At 38.4% G+C, this 16,198-nt stretch carries 14 protein-coding genes; all 14 read right to left on the bottom strand.

Features of this window, described 5'->3' with window-relative positions; all coding sequences use genetic code 11:
- Window positions 1-12: 12 nt before the first annotated feature.
- The 14 genes from rpe to JMM81_RS03460 all read right to left on the bottom strand — a co-directional run bounded on the left by rpe (window position 13) and on the right by JMM81_RS03460 (window position 16,064).
- On the bottom strand, window positions 13-657 hold the full coding sequence (rpe, locus tag JMM81_RS03525; protein ID WP_256240109.1) for a ribulose-phosphate 3-epimerase: 645 nt from the start codon (window positions 655-657) through the stop codon (window positions 13-15).
- A gap of 2 nt (window positions 658-659) precedes the next feature.
- The gene (rsgA, locus tag JMM81_RS03520; protein ID WP_256240108.1) at window positions 660-1,541 is read right to left on the bottom strand and encodes a ribosome small subunit-dependent GTPase A; all 882 of its coding nucleotides are present in this window, start codon (window positions 1,539-1,541) and stop codon (window positions 660-662) included.
- A 51-nt stretch (window positions 1,542-1,592) separates the two neighbouring features.
- Window positions 1,593-3,569 carry a Stk1 family PASTA domain-containing Ser/Thr kinase gene (gene pknB / locus JMM81_RS03515; RefSeq protein WP_256240313.1) on the bottom strand — a complete coding sequence of 659 codons (1,977 nt, stop codon included), beginning with the start codon at window positions 3,567-3,569 and terminating at the stop codon, window positions 1,593-1,595.
- Complete coding sequence (locus tag JMM81_RS03510) at window positions 3,569-4,324, bottom strand: Stp1/IreP family PP2C-type Ser/Thr phosphatase (RefSeq protein WP_256240107.1); 756 nt, start codon at window positions 4,322-4,324, stop codon at window positions 3,569-3,571. The genes pknB and JMM81_RS03510 overlap by 1 nt, the downstream gene beginning before the upstream one ends.
- A gap of 46 nt (window positions 4,325-4,370) precedes the next feature.
- The gene (rsmB, locus tag JMM81_RS03505) at window positions 4,371-5,720 is read right to left on the bottom strand and encodes a 16S rRNA (cytosine(967)-C(5))-methyltransferase RsmB (RefSeq protein WP_256240106.1); all 1,350 of its coding nucleotides are present in this window, start codon (window positions 5,718-5,720) and stop codon (window positions 4,371-4,373) included.
- Window positions 5,713-6,666: a methionyl-tRNA formyltransferase gene (gene fmt / locus JMM81_RS03500; RefSeq protein ID WP_256240105.1), complete on the bottom strand. Its 954-nt coding sequence runs from the start codon at window positions 6,664-6,666 to the stop codon at window positions 5,713-5,715. Before fmt ends, rsmB begins: the two co-directional genes overlap by 8 nt.
- Complete coding sequence (def, locus tag JMM81_RS03495; RefSeq protein ID WP_256240104.1) at window positions 6,663-7,148, bottom strand: peptide deformylase; 486 nt, start codon at window positions 7,146-7,148, stop codon at window positions 6,663-6,665. Before def ends, fmt begins: the two co-directional genes overlap by 4 nt.
- Before the next feature lie 259 nt (window positions 7,149-7,407).
- A complete protein-coding gene (gene priA, locus JMM81_RS03490; RefSeq protein WP_256240103.1) occupies window positions 7,408-9,822 on the bottom strand; it encodes a primosomal protein N' in 2,415 nt (804 codons plus the stop codon).
- Window positions 9,819-11,027 carry a bifunctional phosphopantothenoylcysteine decarboxylase/phosphopantothenate--cysteine ligase CoaBC gene (gene coaBC / locus JMM81_RS03485; RefSeq protein WP_256240102.1) on the bottom strand — a complete coding sequence of 403 codons (1,209 nt, stop codon included), beginning with the start codon at window positions 11,025-11,027 and terminating at the stop codon, window positions 9,819-9,821. Before coaBC ends, priA begins: the two co-directional genes overlap by 4 nt.
- Window positions 11,028-11,143: 116 nt before the next feature.
- Window positions 11,144-11,365, bottom strand: a complete 222-nt coding sequence (gene rpoZ, locus JMM81_RS03480) for a DNA-directed RNA polymerase subunit omega (RefSeq protein WP_256240101.1) — start codon at window positions 11,363-11,365, stop codon at window positions 11,144-11,146.
- Between the two features lies 1 nt (window position 11,366).
- Window positions 11,367-11,981, bottom strand: a complete 615-nt coding sequence (gmk, locus tag JMM81_RS03475) for a guanylate kinase (protein ID WP_256240100.1) — start codon at window positions 11,979-11,981, stop codon at window positions 11,367-11,369.
- Between the two features lie 9 nt (window positions 11,982-11,990).
- Window positions 11,991-12,251: an extracellular matrix/biofilm regulator RemA gene (gene remA / locus JMM81_RS03470; RefSeq protein ID WP_256240099.1), complete on the bottom strand. Its 261-nt coding sequence runs from the start codon at window positions 12,249-12,251 to the stop codon at window positions 11,991-11,993.
- Window positions 12,252-12,314: 63 nt separating this feature from the next.
- A complete protein-coding gene (locus tag JMM81_RS03465; RefSeq protein ID WP_256240098.1) occupies window positions 12,315-13,190 on the bottom strand; it encodes a YicC/YloC family endoribonuclease in 876 nt (291 codons plus the stop codon).
- Between the two features lie 195 nt (window positions 13,191-13,385).
- Window positions 13,386-16,064, bottom strand: a complete 2,679-nt coding sequence (locus JMM81_RS03460) for a calcium-translocating P-type ATPase, SERCA-type (RefSeq protein ID WP_256240097.1) — start codon at window positions 16,062-16,064, stop codon at window positions 13,386-13,388.
- Window positions 16,065-16,198 lie beyond the last annotated feature (134 nt).

The following is a 16,198-nucleotide window of genomic DNA, read 5'->3' as shown; positions in this document are numbered from 1 at the left end:
TTTCCTTATTATTTATCCCTTTAGCTCTGTAATAGCCTTTTTACGATCCTCTTGACTGTAAACTGCTGAGCCTGCTACTAGAACGTCCGCTCCTGCTTCAATACAGAGTGGAGCTGTATCTTTATTCACACCGCCATCTACTTCAATTTCAAGATTCAAACCTTTTTGTACAACTAATTCTTTTACCTGCTTGATTTTTGGTAGAACAGACATAATGAATTTTTGACCACCAAACCCAGGGTTTACTGTCATTAATAACACCATATCGAGATCTTCGATAATCGGTTCGATGAGTTGAACCGGTGTTGCTGGATTTAAAACAACTCCCGCTTTTACCCCAAAAGATTTAATGAGTTGAATTGTCCTGTGCAAATGACGACACGCTTCTACATGAACAGTGATGTAATCAGCACCCGCCTTTACAAAAGCTTCAATATATTGATCAGGATTTTCAATCATCAAATGGACATCAAGGGGTAAATCTGTAATCGGTCGAATGCTATCAACAACTAATGGACCGATCGTAATATTCGGCACGAAATGGCCATCCATTACATCGACATGAATATAATCTGCGCCGCCTCTTTCGACATCTTTAATCTCTTCTCCCAATTGAGAAAAATCAGCAGATAGTATAGATGGTGCAATTTTGATCATCTTCAATACCTCGGCTTTCTATTTTTTATTTCCTCTAAAAATTCTTTGTAGTGTTTATATCGATAAGAAGGTAATTCCCCATTCTCCAAACTTTTTTTAACCGCACACTTCGGTTCGGAGACGTGTAAACAGCCACGAAACTTACAGTCTTCACTTATTTTCTGAATATCTTTAAAACAAAAGTTTAATTCTTCTAATTCAATATCGGTAAATTCAAGTGAGCTAAATCCTGGTGTATCCGCTACAAGACCACCACCGACATGAATAAGTTCAACATGCCTTGTCGTATGTTTACCCCTACCAAGATGATTCGAAATTTCATTTGTTTGTATACTCAAATCAGGACGTAGAACATTAAGCAACGATGACTTGCCAACTCCTGATTGACCAGCAAAAACAGAAATCTCCCTATTTAAAAATGGTAATAGCTCTTGGATTCCTTGTTCAGTTTCTGAAGAAGTTAATAGCACATCATAGCCAATTCCCCTATAATCATTAGCAAATTGCTGAATTTGACTTTTTTCATCTTCATTCGTTAAATCCATTTTTGTTATACAGATGAGTGGACGAATGCGATTATATTCAATTAAAACGAGAAATCGATCCAACAGTGCTGTACTGAAATCAGGTTCAACAGCAGAAAAAACAAGGATTGCTTGATCAACATTAGCGATTGGTGGTCGAACAAGCTCATTTTTACGATCTTTGACTTCCAGTATATAGCCTTCTGTATTATTTTCTGCCTGAAACACCACTTCATCTCCAACAAGAGGCGTAATTTTATTTTTACGAAAGACTCCTCTGCCACGACATTGAACTAATTGATCATCGCTTAATACATAATAAAACCCACTCAATGCTTTAATAATTTTTCCTTCAGGCATAGCAGCGCTCCCTTATTTTAAGTGAATTACTTTAGTGATAATGGTTTCAACTTACTCTGGAAAATGGAATGATTTATCTAGAATGACTTTATCATCTCGAATCACTCTAATAACCGCAAATTCTCCTGGGGCAATGGTCAGTTCAACTGGTAATTCCCAGTCCTCCGTTATATATTCGGTTACATAAGGTTCCATCATATCTTCATTAAAATCTTCTATAAAGATTTGAACTTCCTGTTGTGCCCCCTCCACTAATGGTTCGTATAGAACCTTAACTACTTCTGTGACTGTTTTTGGTGGAAGTTGTTGCGGTCCTTTTGAAATAATCACCTTTATCTTTGACCCTTTTTTCACACTTGTTCCAGCAGCTGGATTTTGTGACATGACCGTATCTTTCGGAACCGTTTTACTATATTGTTTCTCGGCAACATCTGCTTGTAACCCAACCGAATCAGCATATTCTTGAACTCCAGCAGCATTAAATCCACTTAAATCCTTTACTTCAATCAAAGCCGGACCCTTGCTGACCGTAAATTCAAGTACGGTTTCGTCAGGTATGACTTCATCACCCTCCCGATAGTTTTGCTCTAAGATCATTCCGACATCCGCCTCATCATCATGAACCTCAATCTTCTTTATATCTTTAAACCCTTTATCGTTTAACCTTGTAACGACATCCTCATACCTGCTGTCAGTGTATTTTAATAATTTAAAGGTAGCTTTTCCTGTACTTTCAAAAATATTAATTTCCGCACCTTCTTTAGCCATTCTACCTGCTTTCGGCTCTGTCTTTACAACATAGCCTTCTTCAATTTCCTCATGGCTAACCTCTTTTGTATCACCAATAAAAAACCCAGCTGTAACTAGCTCAGATATGGCTTTATCAAGTGCCATATTCGACACATCTGGCACTTCTATATCTTTAGGTAAAAATAGTGCAGGAAATACAGTAAAGAATAAAATGACAAGGATAATTAATACACTTAATATAGAAAATAAAATGATCGGTAACTTTTTTCTTTTCTTTTTGCTCTTTCCTTTTTCTTCTTGTTTCAAAGAAGTAGAAGCGGATTTTGTTTTTTTCTCTTTCCCATGAATAATCGTTTCATCATGATTTGAATATAATTGATCATCCGTAATAACAGGTATAGCTTTTGTTGCCTCATCATCTAAGGCTATAGTGAATTTAGGCTCATCTAAACGGTCTGGATCAAGAGCCGTTCGAATATCCGCCTCCATCTCTTCCACACTTGCATATCGGTGGAACGGATCTTTTGCCGTCGCTTTCAATACAATATTTTCGACACTTTGCGGAATGGAAGGATTCCACCTTCTCAGTGAGGGTGTTTCCGATTGCAAATGCTTTAAAGCAATTGAAACAGCTGATTCCCCAGAAAATGGGAGTCTTCCTGTCAATAGTTCAAACATAACAATCCCAAGAGAATAGATATCTGATGTATGATTAGCAACTCCACCTCTAGCTTGTTCAGGTGATAAATAATGAACCGATCCAAGCACTGAATTCGTCTGGGTAATACTTGTTGCGCTTAACGCCATAGCAATCCCAAAATCAGTGATTTTTACAGTACCATTCGGATCCACCAAAATATTTTGTGGCTTAATGTCCCGATGAATAATATGGTTGTGGTGGGCATGTGAAATTGCCGATGTCAGCTGTTGCATAACGGTTAACGCATCTTCAATAGGCACTGGTGAACGCTTTTGTATGTATTCTTTCAAGGTTTGACCATCAATATATTCCATCACAATATAATAAATCGAGTCATCTTCATCCCCTACATCATATATGTTAACAATATTTGGATGAGCCAGACTTGTGGCGGATTGAGCTTCACGGTGAAAACGACGAATAAATTCCTCGTTATTAGCAAAGTCAAGACGCAAAACCTTCACAGCAACATCTCGGTCTAAGATCATATCATGTGCCAAATAGACATTAGCCATGCCACCGCCGCCAACCATCTCTAATATTTTATAGCGACCGCTTAATCTTTTCCCAATCATCATCATTTATCACCTTTAGTGCTATCAAGATAAAATTCTACGATAATGAGAGTAATATTGTCTTCGCCACCGTGATCATTTGCAAGTTCTATTAATGAAGCAGCTTTCTCCTCAATTGTTTTTTGAGCTTTCAAGGTATCAACCATTTCCGTTTCTGTCACCTTATTTGATAATCCATCTGAACAAAGGAGAAGAACATCATCTTCTTCAAATACAATCGTTTTTATATCTATACTAACGAACAACTCTGTACCTAATGCTCTTATTAAAACATTTTTACGCGGATGATTTTCAGCGTCTTCTTTTGTAATTTGTCCAGAACGAACAAGTTCATTAACAAGGGAATGATCTTCCGTAACCTGTGCAAAGCCAGCCTCATTTAAAATATAACAACGGCTATCACCAATATGGGCGATTGTAGAGAATAACTCAGTAATAATAACGGCTACAATAGTCGTGCCCATTCCTTCACATTCGGAATAGGCTTTGGAATGTTCAAAAAGGGTAGAATTGACATGTTCAATGTTAACCTTCAGCCAATCTTCAGCTTGTTCTGCCACCTCAATTACTTCTGTTTCTTCCCATTTTTTCTTTAATTTTTGGATCGTCATCTCACTTGCAACATCTCCTGCGCGATGACCTCCCATTCCATCCGCTACGATTGCCAAACGTTGTCCGGATTGATTGAGAAAGATCCCTCCGTTATCTTCATTATGTTGACGAATTTTTCCTTTGTCTGTCTTAAAAGCAGCCTTCATATCTTCACCTCGTCTTTTCTTTTCGCTCCTTTGCTATTTCCTTCATTTAGTCCTTTTTCCTTAAACAAGCAATGTAAAATCCATCTGAATTAAAATATTGCGGTAGTATTTGCATTTCGCTGTTTTTAACTAAGGACTGAATTTCCCCTGGGATTCGTTCCCTGAATGTTTCATCACGTACATACTCAGGGTGTTGTTGTAAAAACGCTTCAACTACCTCTTGATTTTCTTCCTGGTCAATTGTACACGTACTATAAACAAGAATACCATCTTTTTTTAATAAAGAGGCCACAGATTCTAGTAATGTTTTTTGAATCTTTTGTAACTGAAATAAATCTTCTTCCTTTTTCGTATATTTAATATCTGGTTTTCTTCTCATGACTCCTAGTCCAGTACAGGGGGCGTCCAATAAAATTCGATCAAAGGACTCTTTTTCAAAATGCTCCTGAACATCTCTACTATCAAGGGTTTTTGCTTGAATATTTGAAAGTTCAAGTCTTCTAGCATTTTCACGAATCAACTTGACTTTATGTTCGTGTAAGTCGAGAGAAATTACTTCTCCAGTTCCATTCATTTTTTCAGCAATATGAGTTGATTTTCCACCAGGAGCAGCACAAGCATCGAGTACCTTTTGTTGATCTGTTACTCCAAGAGCAAGTCCAACAATCATTGAGCTTTCGTCTTGAATTGTTAGTAAACCTTTTTTGAATGTATCAGAATGAGCTAGATTCCCTTTTAAACAAAGGATGGCTTCAGGTACCACTAAGCTTGCCTTTACTTCAAAGCCTTCTGATGCTAGTTGTACAAGACATTCATCACGACTGATTTTTGTCGTATTTACACGGCCTGTCATTGTAGGAGCTGTTAAGTTCAGCTCACACATCGCCTTTGTCTCTTCAAATCCAAATTGGCTAACCCACCGTTTTACAAGCCATAGTGGATGACTTGTACGAATAGACAATCTTTCAATTGGGTCTTCTATGGCATCAAAGGAAGGAATCCCCTCTCTTTGCATACTGCGGAGAATCCCATTTACAAGACTAGCAATTCCTTTATGGCCACGTCGTTTTGCAATCTCTACTGCTTCGTGGATCGCAGCCCGATCAGGAATTTTATCCAAATAAACCATTTGATAAATCGTTAGCCTTAGTAATTGTCGAACCCAGCTTTCAAGCTTTTTATTTTTCGCTAAAAAAGGGGAGAGATAATAATCAAGTGCTATTTTCCTTTGCAATGTTCCATATGTTAATTCCGTTAACAAACCAATATCTTTTTTATCAATTTCATTTTTTTTGATACTGTTATTCAATAGCAAATTACTATATGACTGATTTTTTTCAATCATTTCCAGAATTTCAAGTGCTGCTTCACGGACATTTTTACGCTTATTATTCATGATGTTCTCCTAGTTGAATACCGATAGTCAAATTGGGTCCGGCCCCTCTTAAAAATTGTTCAGCATTCATTCTTTTTTTACCTGATGGTTGCAATTCCAAAACTTTAATAGCTGTTCCATTCCCCGTTGCCACCGTAAAGCCATCGTTTTCGATTTTCGTTATGGTTCCTGGTGTAAGGCTTTCTTGAGAAGGTACTTTCACAGCCTTCCAAATCTTTATTACACTACCTTTAAGCTTTGTATAGGCAACAGGCCAAGGATGCAAGCCGCGAATATGGTTATAGATCATTTCACCTGTTTGTGTCCAATCAATTTTTTCTTGTTCTCTTTTTATGTTAGAGGCGAAAGTAGCTTCATCATCTATTTGCTTCGTTGGCTTCAGCTCACCACGTAATAATTTAGGAAGTGTTTCAGACAAGAGCGTTGCCCCTGCATCGCTTAGCTTCTCATGCATTGTTCCAACATCGTCATTCTCTAATATAGGTACTTCTACTTGGGTTAGGATATCTCCAGCATCCAACTTCTCAGCCATGTACATAATCGTAACCCCAGTTTTTTCTTTCCCTTGCATAATCGCATAGTGGATAGGTGCTCCACCACGCAATTCCGGCAGCAGCGAAGCATGAACATTAATGCAACCAAACCGAGGGGCTTCAAGTAATTCCTTTGGTAATAGTTGTCCAAATGCAGCCGTTACTACTAAATCAGGGTGCAGCTCCAATATAGGTGCTAACTCATCAGGACGACTAATTTTTTCTGGTTGAAATACAGGAATCCCTTGTTTTTCTGCTTCTATCTTTACAGGAGGAGGAGTCAAAACTTTTTTCCTTCCAACCGGTCTATCTGGTTGAGTCACCACACCAATCACTTCATAGCTATCTGCAATTAATTGTCTTAAAACAGGAACGGAAAAGTCAGGTGTTCCCATAAATACGATTTTCGTCATTCACTTTCCACCTCCTGCAATTCACTTTCTTCTATATATTTTACTACCTTTGAAGTAAATAATATCCCTTGTAAATGGTCAATTTCATGCTGAATTGCACGGGCAAGATAGTCCTCAGCTTCAATCGTAAATGTTCTCCCTTTTCGATCTTGTGCCTTTACTTTTACATAAAAAGGGCGAGATACTTCCCCGTATAATCCTGGGAAACTTAAACAGCCTTCCACACCCGTTTGTTCACCCTTAGATTCAAGTATTTCAGGATTAATCATTTCAATTGTTCCTGTTTCATCATCTATATCAACGATCGCAATCTGCTCATCCACACCAACTTGCGGTGCAGCAAGACCTACCCCATCGAATTCAATCATCGTATCATACATATCGTTCAACAATTTTTTTAATTTATTATTAAAAGTTGTCACCGGTTTACACGGTTGTTCCAATATATCTGCTGGATACATAACAATTTTTTTGACTGCCAATTTGGTTCCTCCCCTAATGACTATTCTCTAGACTAAAATACTTAAGCTTGTCGCCCCTGAGCAAGTCGCTTACGCTTTTCATTGTCTAGCTCCAGCGCCTAGGGGCTCGAGGTCTTAAGCTGTCTCGATGAGAAGGTTAAAGAACAACCTTCTCCCCGAGCCCTCTTAAGCTTGTCGCCCCTGAGCAAGTCGCTTACGCTTTTCATCTAGTTTTTCCAATTTTTCTGAATCATAACGTTTAAGAATGAAGTTTTCCTATTTACATGAGTATAAAAGGATTTGTATCAATGGAAACTTGTAAGCCTGTTGTGTGAGCATCTTGCTGATAATGATCAAGAACCGCTTTTAATGCCTCTGTTAGATTCGGTTCTTGCTTATATTTAATTAAACATTGATATCGGTATTTATTATTAATTCTCGGAATCGGTGATGCGACTGGACCGAGCACAAATGCTTCAGCGGATAGTCGAGAAATGATAAATTTCGTAATTTTCTCAGTAACGCCAACTACTTTCATCAGTTCCTCATGGCTAACCGTTATTAAAGCAATATAATAAAAAGGCGGATATCTATGGATTTTTCGAATCTGCATTTCTCTTTGATAAAATTGATCATAATCCTGTTGGCCCGCAAGCTCGATACTATAATGCTCAGGTGTATAGGTTTGAATAACAACTTCCCCTGCAAGCTCATGCCTGCCTGCTCGACCACTCACTTGTGTTAACAATTGAAAGGTTTTTTCCGATGAACGAAAGTCTGGTAAATGCAGCATCGTATCCGCCGACAAAACGCCAACTAACGTGATATTCGGAAAATCTAACCCCTTTGCGATCATTTGTGTACCAAGTAAAATATCCGCACGTTCTTCCTGAAAGGCTGTTAATAGCTTTTCATGCGATCCTTTTCTTGACGTTGTATCCACATCCATACGAATCACTTTTGCTTCAGGAAGTAGTCTACCAATCTCTTCCTCTACCTTTTGTGTTCCCGTACCAAAATAACGAATATGCTCACTTGTGCATTCCGGACAAGTTGTTGGAACCATTGCTTCATAACCGCAATAATGGCACTTCATTTGCTGATTGAAGCGGTGATACGTTAATGAAATATCACAATTCGGACACTGGACCACATACCCACAATCACGGCACATGACAAAGGAAGAATGGCCACGTTTATTGAGAAATAGTACGGTTTGCTCTTTTTTCGCTATTCGATCTTGTAATTTTTCAAACAAGATGCGCGAAAACATGGAGCGATTACCTCCCCGCAACTCCTCACGCATATCCACAATTTCTACATCAGGCAAATCATGAGAATTCATTCGTTTGGATAAGGTTAAAAGCTGATAAACGCCTTTTTGTGCTCGAGCAAACGTTTCTAAAGAGGGGGTCGCACTGCCAAGCACAACCGGACAGCAGTGTTTTTTTGCCCTTTCAATTGCAACTTCCCGGGCATGATATCTCGGATTATCTTCTTGCTTATAGCTTGTTTCATGCTCTTCATCAATGATGATAATCCCTAGATTTTCAAAAGGGGCAAAAATGGCCGAACGTGCTCCAACCACAACCCTAACTTCTTTTCGTTGAATTTTTCTCCATTCATCATATTTTTCACCAATAGAAAGTCCGCTGTGGAGAACAGCTACTTGATCACCAAATCGTCCTTTAAAGCGGTTTACCATTTGTGGCGTGAGTGAAATTTCTGGAACCAGAACAATTCCTTCTCGACCATCTTCTAGAACTCTTTGGATCGATTGTAAGTAAACTTCCGTTTTTCCACTTCCTGTCACTCCATATAAAAGAAAGACGTCATGCTTTTTTTCAGATAGCGACTTTAAAATGGGTTGTATGGCTTTTGATTGTTCGCTCGTTAACAAATGAGGTTCCGTTTTTTCAATTATACGATTCTCATACGGATCGCGGTAGACTTCCCTCGTCGTTTCAAAAAGAATGTCTTTTTCAATAAGCCCTTTGATAACAGAACTTGAAACACCAAGTAGTGACAATATTTTTGGCCGTTCGATAGGTGCTGGGTTGTTAATAAAATAATCGATCACTTGTTTTTGTTTTAAACCACGACTTGGAAGATCCTTCTTCTTTGCAAGTAGATCTTCCTTTGTAACCACAGGAGCAATCACCTTTATTTGTTTCTTTTTTACACGTTCTTTCACTTCATATAATACTTCAAGCAACCCACTTGCCACTTCTTTTTGAAATTGAGAGAGCTGGCCTGTTTCTAGCGCTTCATCCCATTTAAGCACATACTTGTCACGGAATAAAAACTGAATCATTTCAGGTAAATGATTCAGCTTTCCTCGATCTACAAGTTTAACCTTTTTCTCATATTTAGCTTTTAATGCGGGTGGTAACATTACCTGAAAGGCAGAAATCTTATAACATAATGTTTGTTCAGTTAACCAATCAGAGAGATCGAGTAACTCCTCGTTTAATACCGGTTCAATATCCATCGGCTCGATGATTTTTCGGAGCTTTGCAAACGAGGATTCCGACACAATGGAAATGACAAAACCTTGCACTTTTCGAGGACCAAAAGGAACAATGACACGCATTCCTGGCTTAATAACATCTTGTAATGGAACGGGAATGGCATAATCAAAGGGCTTGTCCGTCTGCTTCGCTGGCACATCGACAATCACTCTTGCTATGGTCATTGATTATTTTCCTTTAATAGTAAGAAAGCTTCATCTAAAATTTGGCAGGCTACTTCTTTTTTCGAAAGTAGAGGTAATTTCTTCGCTGTATCATCCTTTTTATAGAAGGTAACAATATTTGTATCTGTCCCGAAACCGGCCCCAGCTTCCTGTACATTGTTTGCAACGATCATATCTGCATTTTTACTTATAAGCTTTTTCTTTGCGTATTCTTCCACATGATCTGTTTCAGCGGCAAAGCCAATCAAGATTTGTTTTTCTTTTCTTTGTCCAAGCTCCATTAAAATATCCTTTGTTCTTTCAAGCTCAATTACTTGTTCACCGGGTTGTTTTTTTATCTTGCGGTCATAATACGTTTTTGGTCGATAGTCAGCAACAGCTGCTGATTTAATTACGATATCTGCATCGGCAAAATGATTGAATACAGCTTCATACATTTCCTTTGCACTTTCAACCATGACCATATGTACTCCTTGTGGCGGTGTAAGTGAAACAGGACCTGAAATTAAAATAACTTTTGCTCCAGCCCTCTCGGCTTCCGCAGCTATTGCATAGCCCATTTTTCCTGTCGAGTGATTTGTCATATAACGAACAGGATCAATATTTTCTCTTGTTGGTCCAGCAGTAATGATGATCGTTTTACCAGCCCATTTGCCAACAGATCTACTAAAATACTCAGTTATTTTTGCTACAATGATTTCCGGCTCCTCTAATCGCCCTTTTCCAACATAACCGCAGGCTAAATAACCTTCACCAGGTTCAATGAACGTATAACCGTATTGATTCAACGTTTCTAAGTTTCTTTTCACCGCTGGGTGTTCGTACATGTGAACATTCATCGCTGGCGCTATCCAAACAGGAGCAGTAGCTGCTAGAAGAGTAGTGGTAATCATATTATCAGCAATCCCACCTGCAATCTTCCCAATAACATTGGCGGTGGCCGGTGCCACTAAAACAAGATCAGCCCAATCAGCTAAATCGATATGGGCAATCTTTTTTGAATCTTTTTCATCAAATGTATTCATATACACATCATTACGTGATAATGCTTGAAAGGTAAGTGGCGTAACAAACTCAGCAGCTGAATCGCTTAAAATAACACGTACCTCTGCTCCAGCTTGGGTAAGTTTACTTGTAAGAGCGGCCGCCTTGTATACAGCTATCCCACCCGTTACACATAATAAAATGTTTTTACCATCTAGCATAAACCTAACCTCCCATTTACAATTTAAAATCACTTGTTTTCATTATGCAAGAAGCAAATGATATTTCTTATCTAATAAATAGAAAAGGGACTGACATGGTCAGCCCTTCCCACTTTTCAATCATATCTAGCACTTAGTATTCGATCTGATAAGCGATAAAATAATTTATCTGCGTTGATTTCTTCAAGTGCTTTACCGACATTTTTATGAGAAATATATCGGTTTAACAGAGGACCTGCACCTAATTGCGTTTGTCGTGCCCGCTTTGCAGCAACCGAAACTAACGAATACTTACTATCAATTTTTGTCATTAATGAGTCAATCGAAGGATCTAACATATTAATTTACCTCCAGCATTTTTAAATATTTTGGTTCCAATCGTTCTCTACGGCAATGTTCTGCCACCACAATCGCTTTAATGCGTTCACAAGCACGCTCAATTTGATCATTTTCTACCACATAATCGTATAAATGCATCATTTCAATCTCTTCTTTTGCCACATTTAAGCGATTATTAATGATATCCTCTGTTTCAGTTCCTCTTGTCACAATTCGATTTTTCAATTCTGATAAACTCGGTGGCATAAGGAAAATAAATAAACCATCTGGAAATTTCTCCCGAACTTGACGAGCACCTTGAACTTCTATTTCAAGGAAAACATCCCTTCCTTTTTCTAAGGTCTCACGCACGTAGTCCACAGGTGTTCCATAATAATTTCCCACAAACTCGGCATATTCCAACAACTTTCCCTGTTCAATCAACCGTTCGAATTCTTCCTTTGATTTGAAGAAATAATCTACCCCATCTACTTCCCCTTCACGTGGGGATCTCGTTGTCATTGAAATAGAATATTCAAACGATGTATTAGGTTGAGAAAAAATCTCTTTTCTAACCGTTCCTTTACCAACTCCTGAAGGTCCGGATAATACAATCAATAAACCCTTTTCCTGCATGAAAACGTCCTACCCTTCATCCAATATTTCATCCCGATCATTTAAACGATGTGCAACCGTTTCAGGCTGAACCGCACTTAAAATCACATGATCACTATCCATCACAATAACAGCACGCGTTCTTCTCCCATATGTTGCATCAATTAGAGAACCACGATCTCGAGCATCCTGGATAATCCTTTTAATAGGTGCTGATTCAGGACTTACGATCGAAATAATCCGGTTAGCGGAAACAATATTTCCAAAACCGATATTAATCAGTTTGATCACCCTTTTGTTCCCCCTATCATCAGTAAATTAGTTTCACCCTGACGATTGTTTTCTAAACAAGGTCTATTCAATGTTTTGTACCTGCTCTTTCATTTTCTCCAGGATACTTTTCATTTCAACAACTTCTTTTGCAATCTCAGAATCATTTGCTTTTGAACCAATCGTATTAACCTCTCTATTCATTTCTTGTAGTAGAAAATCAAGTTTTCGGCCGATAGGATCTGCTAAAGTAAGTATCTTCTCAAACTGTTTAATATGACTATTCAACCGTGTTAATTCTTCATTTATATCTGCTTTATCGGCAAAAATAGCCACTTCTGTTAGGATACGGGCTTCGTCCACTTGGCCACCAACAAATTCATCTATCCTTTTTGATAACCTCTCTTTATACATGTTAACCACAATTGGTGCCCTCTTTTGTAAATCAATCACTACATCTTGAAATCTTTGTAGACGAGAGCTCACATCCTTTCCGAGAGCATACCCTTCCATTTCACGCATTTGTTTGACTGAAAGTGTGGCTTCCTCAACAGCTTCAAGAATAATTCGCTCAAGACCTTCATTACTTGTCTCATCTTCTTCTATGTGAATGATATCTTCGCTACTTAATAAATCTTGCAGTGATAACCCATGTTCAAGAACGTACTTTTGTTGTATCTTTTCAATTGACTTAACATAATGATCAAGTAAATCCCAATCAACTGACACTTTGCGCTGAACCATTCCTTCGCCTTCAACAGTTACATAAACTTCAATTCTTCCTCTATGTATAGATGAACTCAGTTTCTTTTTAATCTTATCTTCTATTGGATTAAATTGGCGGGGCATTCGAATATAAAATTCTGAAAAGCGGTGGTTAACCGTTTTCACTTCCACAGAAACTAAAAAAGAGTCAGTCCCCTTTTTACTCCTTCCAAACCCTGTCATACTTGTAACCATTTATACCACATCCATTCTACTCCTGCCTATTACTACCGTACAGGAGACATGATGATCTATACTCGCTCAGTAGTATGATGTTTTATTATTTGTATTCTTATTTCTAGAAAAGTGAGATCGCTAACTCAAACAAAGAAAAGGTAAAAGAAAAGGTAATAGAGTATATCCCTACTACCTTAGAAATTATAACATATTTCATTTTGTTTTTCTTAGTAAAAATGAGCCTGCAAGTAAAAAAGTTGGAATGGCTGCAAGACCTGTAATGATCCACCAATCAGAAGGTAAGATTGGGACAGTATGGAAAATTGGTTGTAACGGTGGATAATAGATCACTACAAGAACCATAAGTAAAGATGAGATTACAGCCCAAACTAAATATTTATTTCCAAACGGATTACGAGAAAGAATAGATTTTTCACTCCTACAATCAAATACATGGATTAACTGTGCCAAAACCAATGTAGCAAAAGCCACCGTTTGAGCATATTCGAGCTGATCAGGATTATCTTTATAGGCCAAAATAAAGGCAAACAATGTAACAAGTCCAATTAAAAAGCCTCTAGAAATTACTTTCCAACCTAATCCTCTAGCAAATACTCCTTCTTTCGGACTCCGGGGCTTCCGTTTCATAACATCTCCTTCTGGCTGATCTAATCCAAGTGCCATCGCTGGAAGTCCATCCGTTACTAAATTCACCCAAAGGATTTGGATAGGAACGAGTGGTAAAGGCAAGGCTAAAATCATAGCAAATAACATAACTAAAATTTCGCCAACATTAGAAGCTAATAAATAACGAATAAACTTTCGAATATTTTCATATATATTTCGACCTTCCTTAATGGCCGATTTAATGGTTGCAAAATTATCATCTAGCAAAACAAGTGCAGAAGCCTCTTTTGCCACATCTGTTCCCGTAATTCCCATGGCAATTCCAATGTCCGCTGCTTTAATAGCAGGCGCGTCATTAACGCCGTCACCCGTCATTGCCACAATATGACCTCTATTTTGCAGAGCTTTTACAATTTTTAATTTGTGTTCTGGAGACACCCGGGCAAAGACGGATACCTCTTCAACTACATCTTCAAGTTCTTCTACTGACATTTTAGAAAGTGCCGGTCCATCCAATACTTTTGATCGATTAGATAAAATACCCAGCTGTTTAGCAATGGCTTTTGCAGTAATCACATGGTCGCCGGTTATCATAACGGTTTTAATTCCAGCATCCTTACATTCCTTCACAGCCAGTTTCACTTCTGGACGTGGTGGATCAATTATTCCTAGCAAACCGATAAATGTTAAATCCTTTTCTGCCTCTTTTTCATCAAGGACCAGTGTTTGAGGAGACACTTCTTTAAATCCGATGGCAATTGTTCTTAGTGCTTGGGAGGCTAAGTCATTGATAGCTGTTTGAACTGTATTCTTTGATTCTGAAGATAATAATTGCTTCTTGCCATCCCAAAGAATCGCTTCGCTCTTACCAATAAGAACATCTGGTGCCCCTTTCGTGACAACAAACTGTCTTCCATTCGGATCTTTTATAATAATACTCATCATTTTTCTTGTTGAATCAAATGGAAATTCTTGAATAATATTAAATTCCTTTAACAACTGTTCACGATTATAACCCGCTTTCATAGCTGCCACAAGAAGTGCCCCTTCTGTCGGATCTCCGTCAACAGCATATTCCTTTTTCTTTTGAATCAATTCAGCATGATTGCATAGCATGCCAAACATAAGCATTTGCTGGAGTACCTTTTCATGAGCTAAATCAATTCTTTGTTCTCCTTTGAAAAAAGACCCCTTTGGCTCATAGCCTACGCCATCCACTGTCCATGTTTGTCCAGCACTCCATAGATGGGTAACGGTCATTTCATTCTGTGTCATCGTTCCTGTTTTATCGGAACAAATAACTGAAGCACAACCAAGGGTTTCAACGGCAGGCAACTTCCTTACAATAGCCTTTTGCTTAATCATCCGCTGGACACCAAGGGAAAGAGCTACTGTTACGATTGCTGGTAATCCTTCTGGAATGGCAGCAACTGCAAGCGAAACACCCGCTAAAAACATCGTATACAAATCATGTCCTTGTAACACGCCAACCGCGACAACAAGGGCCGTTAACAAGAGGGCTACCACTATCAGAATTTTACCAAGTTGTTCTAACCTTCTTTGTAACGGGGTTGTCATCGTTTCAGCACTTTGCAGCAAATCAGCAATTTGCCCCATCGCTGTTTTCATGCCTGTACCAACAACAACACCCATTCCCGTACCTCTTGTGACCATTGTACCCATGAAAGCCATATTTTCCATGTCACCGATCCCAAGGTTTTCTCTAGCGAGTGAATCAGTCGATTTTAATACTGGAAGAGACTCACCCGTTAACGCTGATTCTTCTATTTCAAGGCTTTTAACATCTATTAGTCTTATATCAGCACCAATCCGGTCACCGCTTGAGAACTTTAACACATCACCAGGTACAATTTCCTTCGAAGCAATTTTAATCCACTGACCATTCCGTAACACATAAACTTGTGGGGCGGATAACTCTTTCAACGCTTGAAGGGATTTTTCTGCTCTTCTCTCTTGATAAAAACCAAGACAGGCATTAACAACGACAATAGCAATAATCGCAATAGCATCGATGTATTCACCTAAAAAACCTGAAACAAGTGTAGCCGCTAATAACACGAGCACCATAAAATCTTTAAATTGGCTGAAAAATAAAAGTAAGGCAGACTGCTTTTCTCCTTCATCTAATTCATTATTTCCGTATTGCTTCATTCGTTTTTTAACATCTGCACTCGTTAATCCTGACGAGAGGTCTGTATTTAAGGCTTCCTCTACCTCTTTCTTATTCATCTCGTGGTACTTCATCCCGCCATTCCACTTCCCTCCTATAATAAATAACAGAATACTCTATGGACAGCTTATTCAATCTTGTCCGAAAAAATGCTAATATAGTTGCACTCTAATAAAACAACTTGTACATTTAAGGTAGATTAAAAGTA

Origin of the sequence: Bacillus sp. V3B, from assembly GCF_024494465.1 — a bacterium.
Classification (GTDB): Bacteria; Bacillota; Bacilli; order Bacillales; family Cytobacillaceae; genus Bacillus_BD.
This window is presented reverse-complemented; position numbering and strand designations above follow the sequence as displayed.

What these genes read in the sequence shown, in the direction of transcription:
- rpe (WP_256240109.1), bottom strand. Translation starts at nt 657, where the DNA reads ATGATCAAAATTGCACCATCTATACTATCTGCTGATTTTTCTCAATTG.
- rsgA (WP_256240108.1), bottom strand. Translation starts at nt 1,541, where the DNA reads ATGCCTGAAGGAAAAATTATTAAAGCATTGAGTGGGTTTTATTATGTA.
- pknB (WP_256240313.1), bottom strand. Translation starts at nt 3,569, where the DNA reads ATGATGATTGGGAAAAGATTAAGCGGTCGCTATAAAATATTAGAGATG.
- JMM81_RS03510 (WP_256240107.1), bottom strand. Translation starts at nt 4,324, where the DNA reads ATGAAGGCTGCTTTTAAGACAGACAAAGGAAAAATTCGTCAACATAAT.
- rsmB (WP_256240106.1), bottom strand. Translation starts at nt 5,720, where the DNA reads ATGAATAATAAGCGTAAAAATGTCCGTGAAGCAGCACTTGAAATTCTG.
- fmt (WP_256240105.1), bottom strand. Translation starts at nt 6,666, where the DNA reads ATGACGAAAATCGTATTTATGGGAACACCTGACTTTTCCGTTCCTGTT.
- priA (WP_256240103.1), bottom strand. Translation starts at nt 9,822, where the DNA reads ATGACCATAGCAAGAGTGATTGTCGATGTGCCAGCGAAGCAGACGGAC.
- coaBC (WP_256240102.1), bottom strand. Translation starts at nt 11,027, where the DNA reads ATGCTAGATGGTAAAAACATTTTATTATGTGTAACGGGTGGGATAGCT.
- rpoZ (WP_256240101.1), bottom strand. Translation starts at nt 11,365, where the DNA reads ATGTTAGATCCTTCGATTGACTCATTAATGACAAAAATTGATAGTAAG.
- gmk (WP_256240100.1), bottom strand. Translation starts at nt 11,981, where the DNA reads ATGCAGGAAAAGGGTTTATTGATTGTATTATCCGGACCTTCAGGAGTT.
- JMM81_RS03465 (WP_256240098.1), bottom strand. Translation starts at nt 13,190, where the DNA reads ATGGTTACAAGTATGACAGGGTTTGGAAGGAGTAAAAAGGGGACTGAC.
- JMM81_RS03460 (WP_256240097.1), bottom strand. Translation starts at nt 16,064, where the DNA reads ATGAAGTACCACGAGATGAATAAGAAAGAGGTAGAGGAAGCCTTAAAT.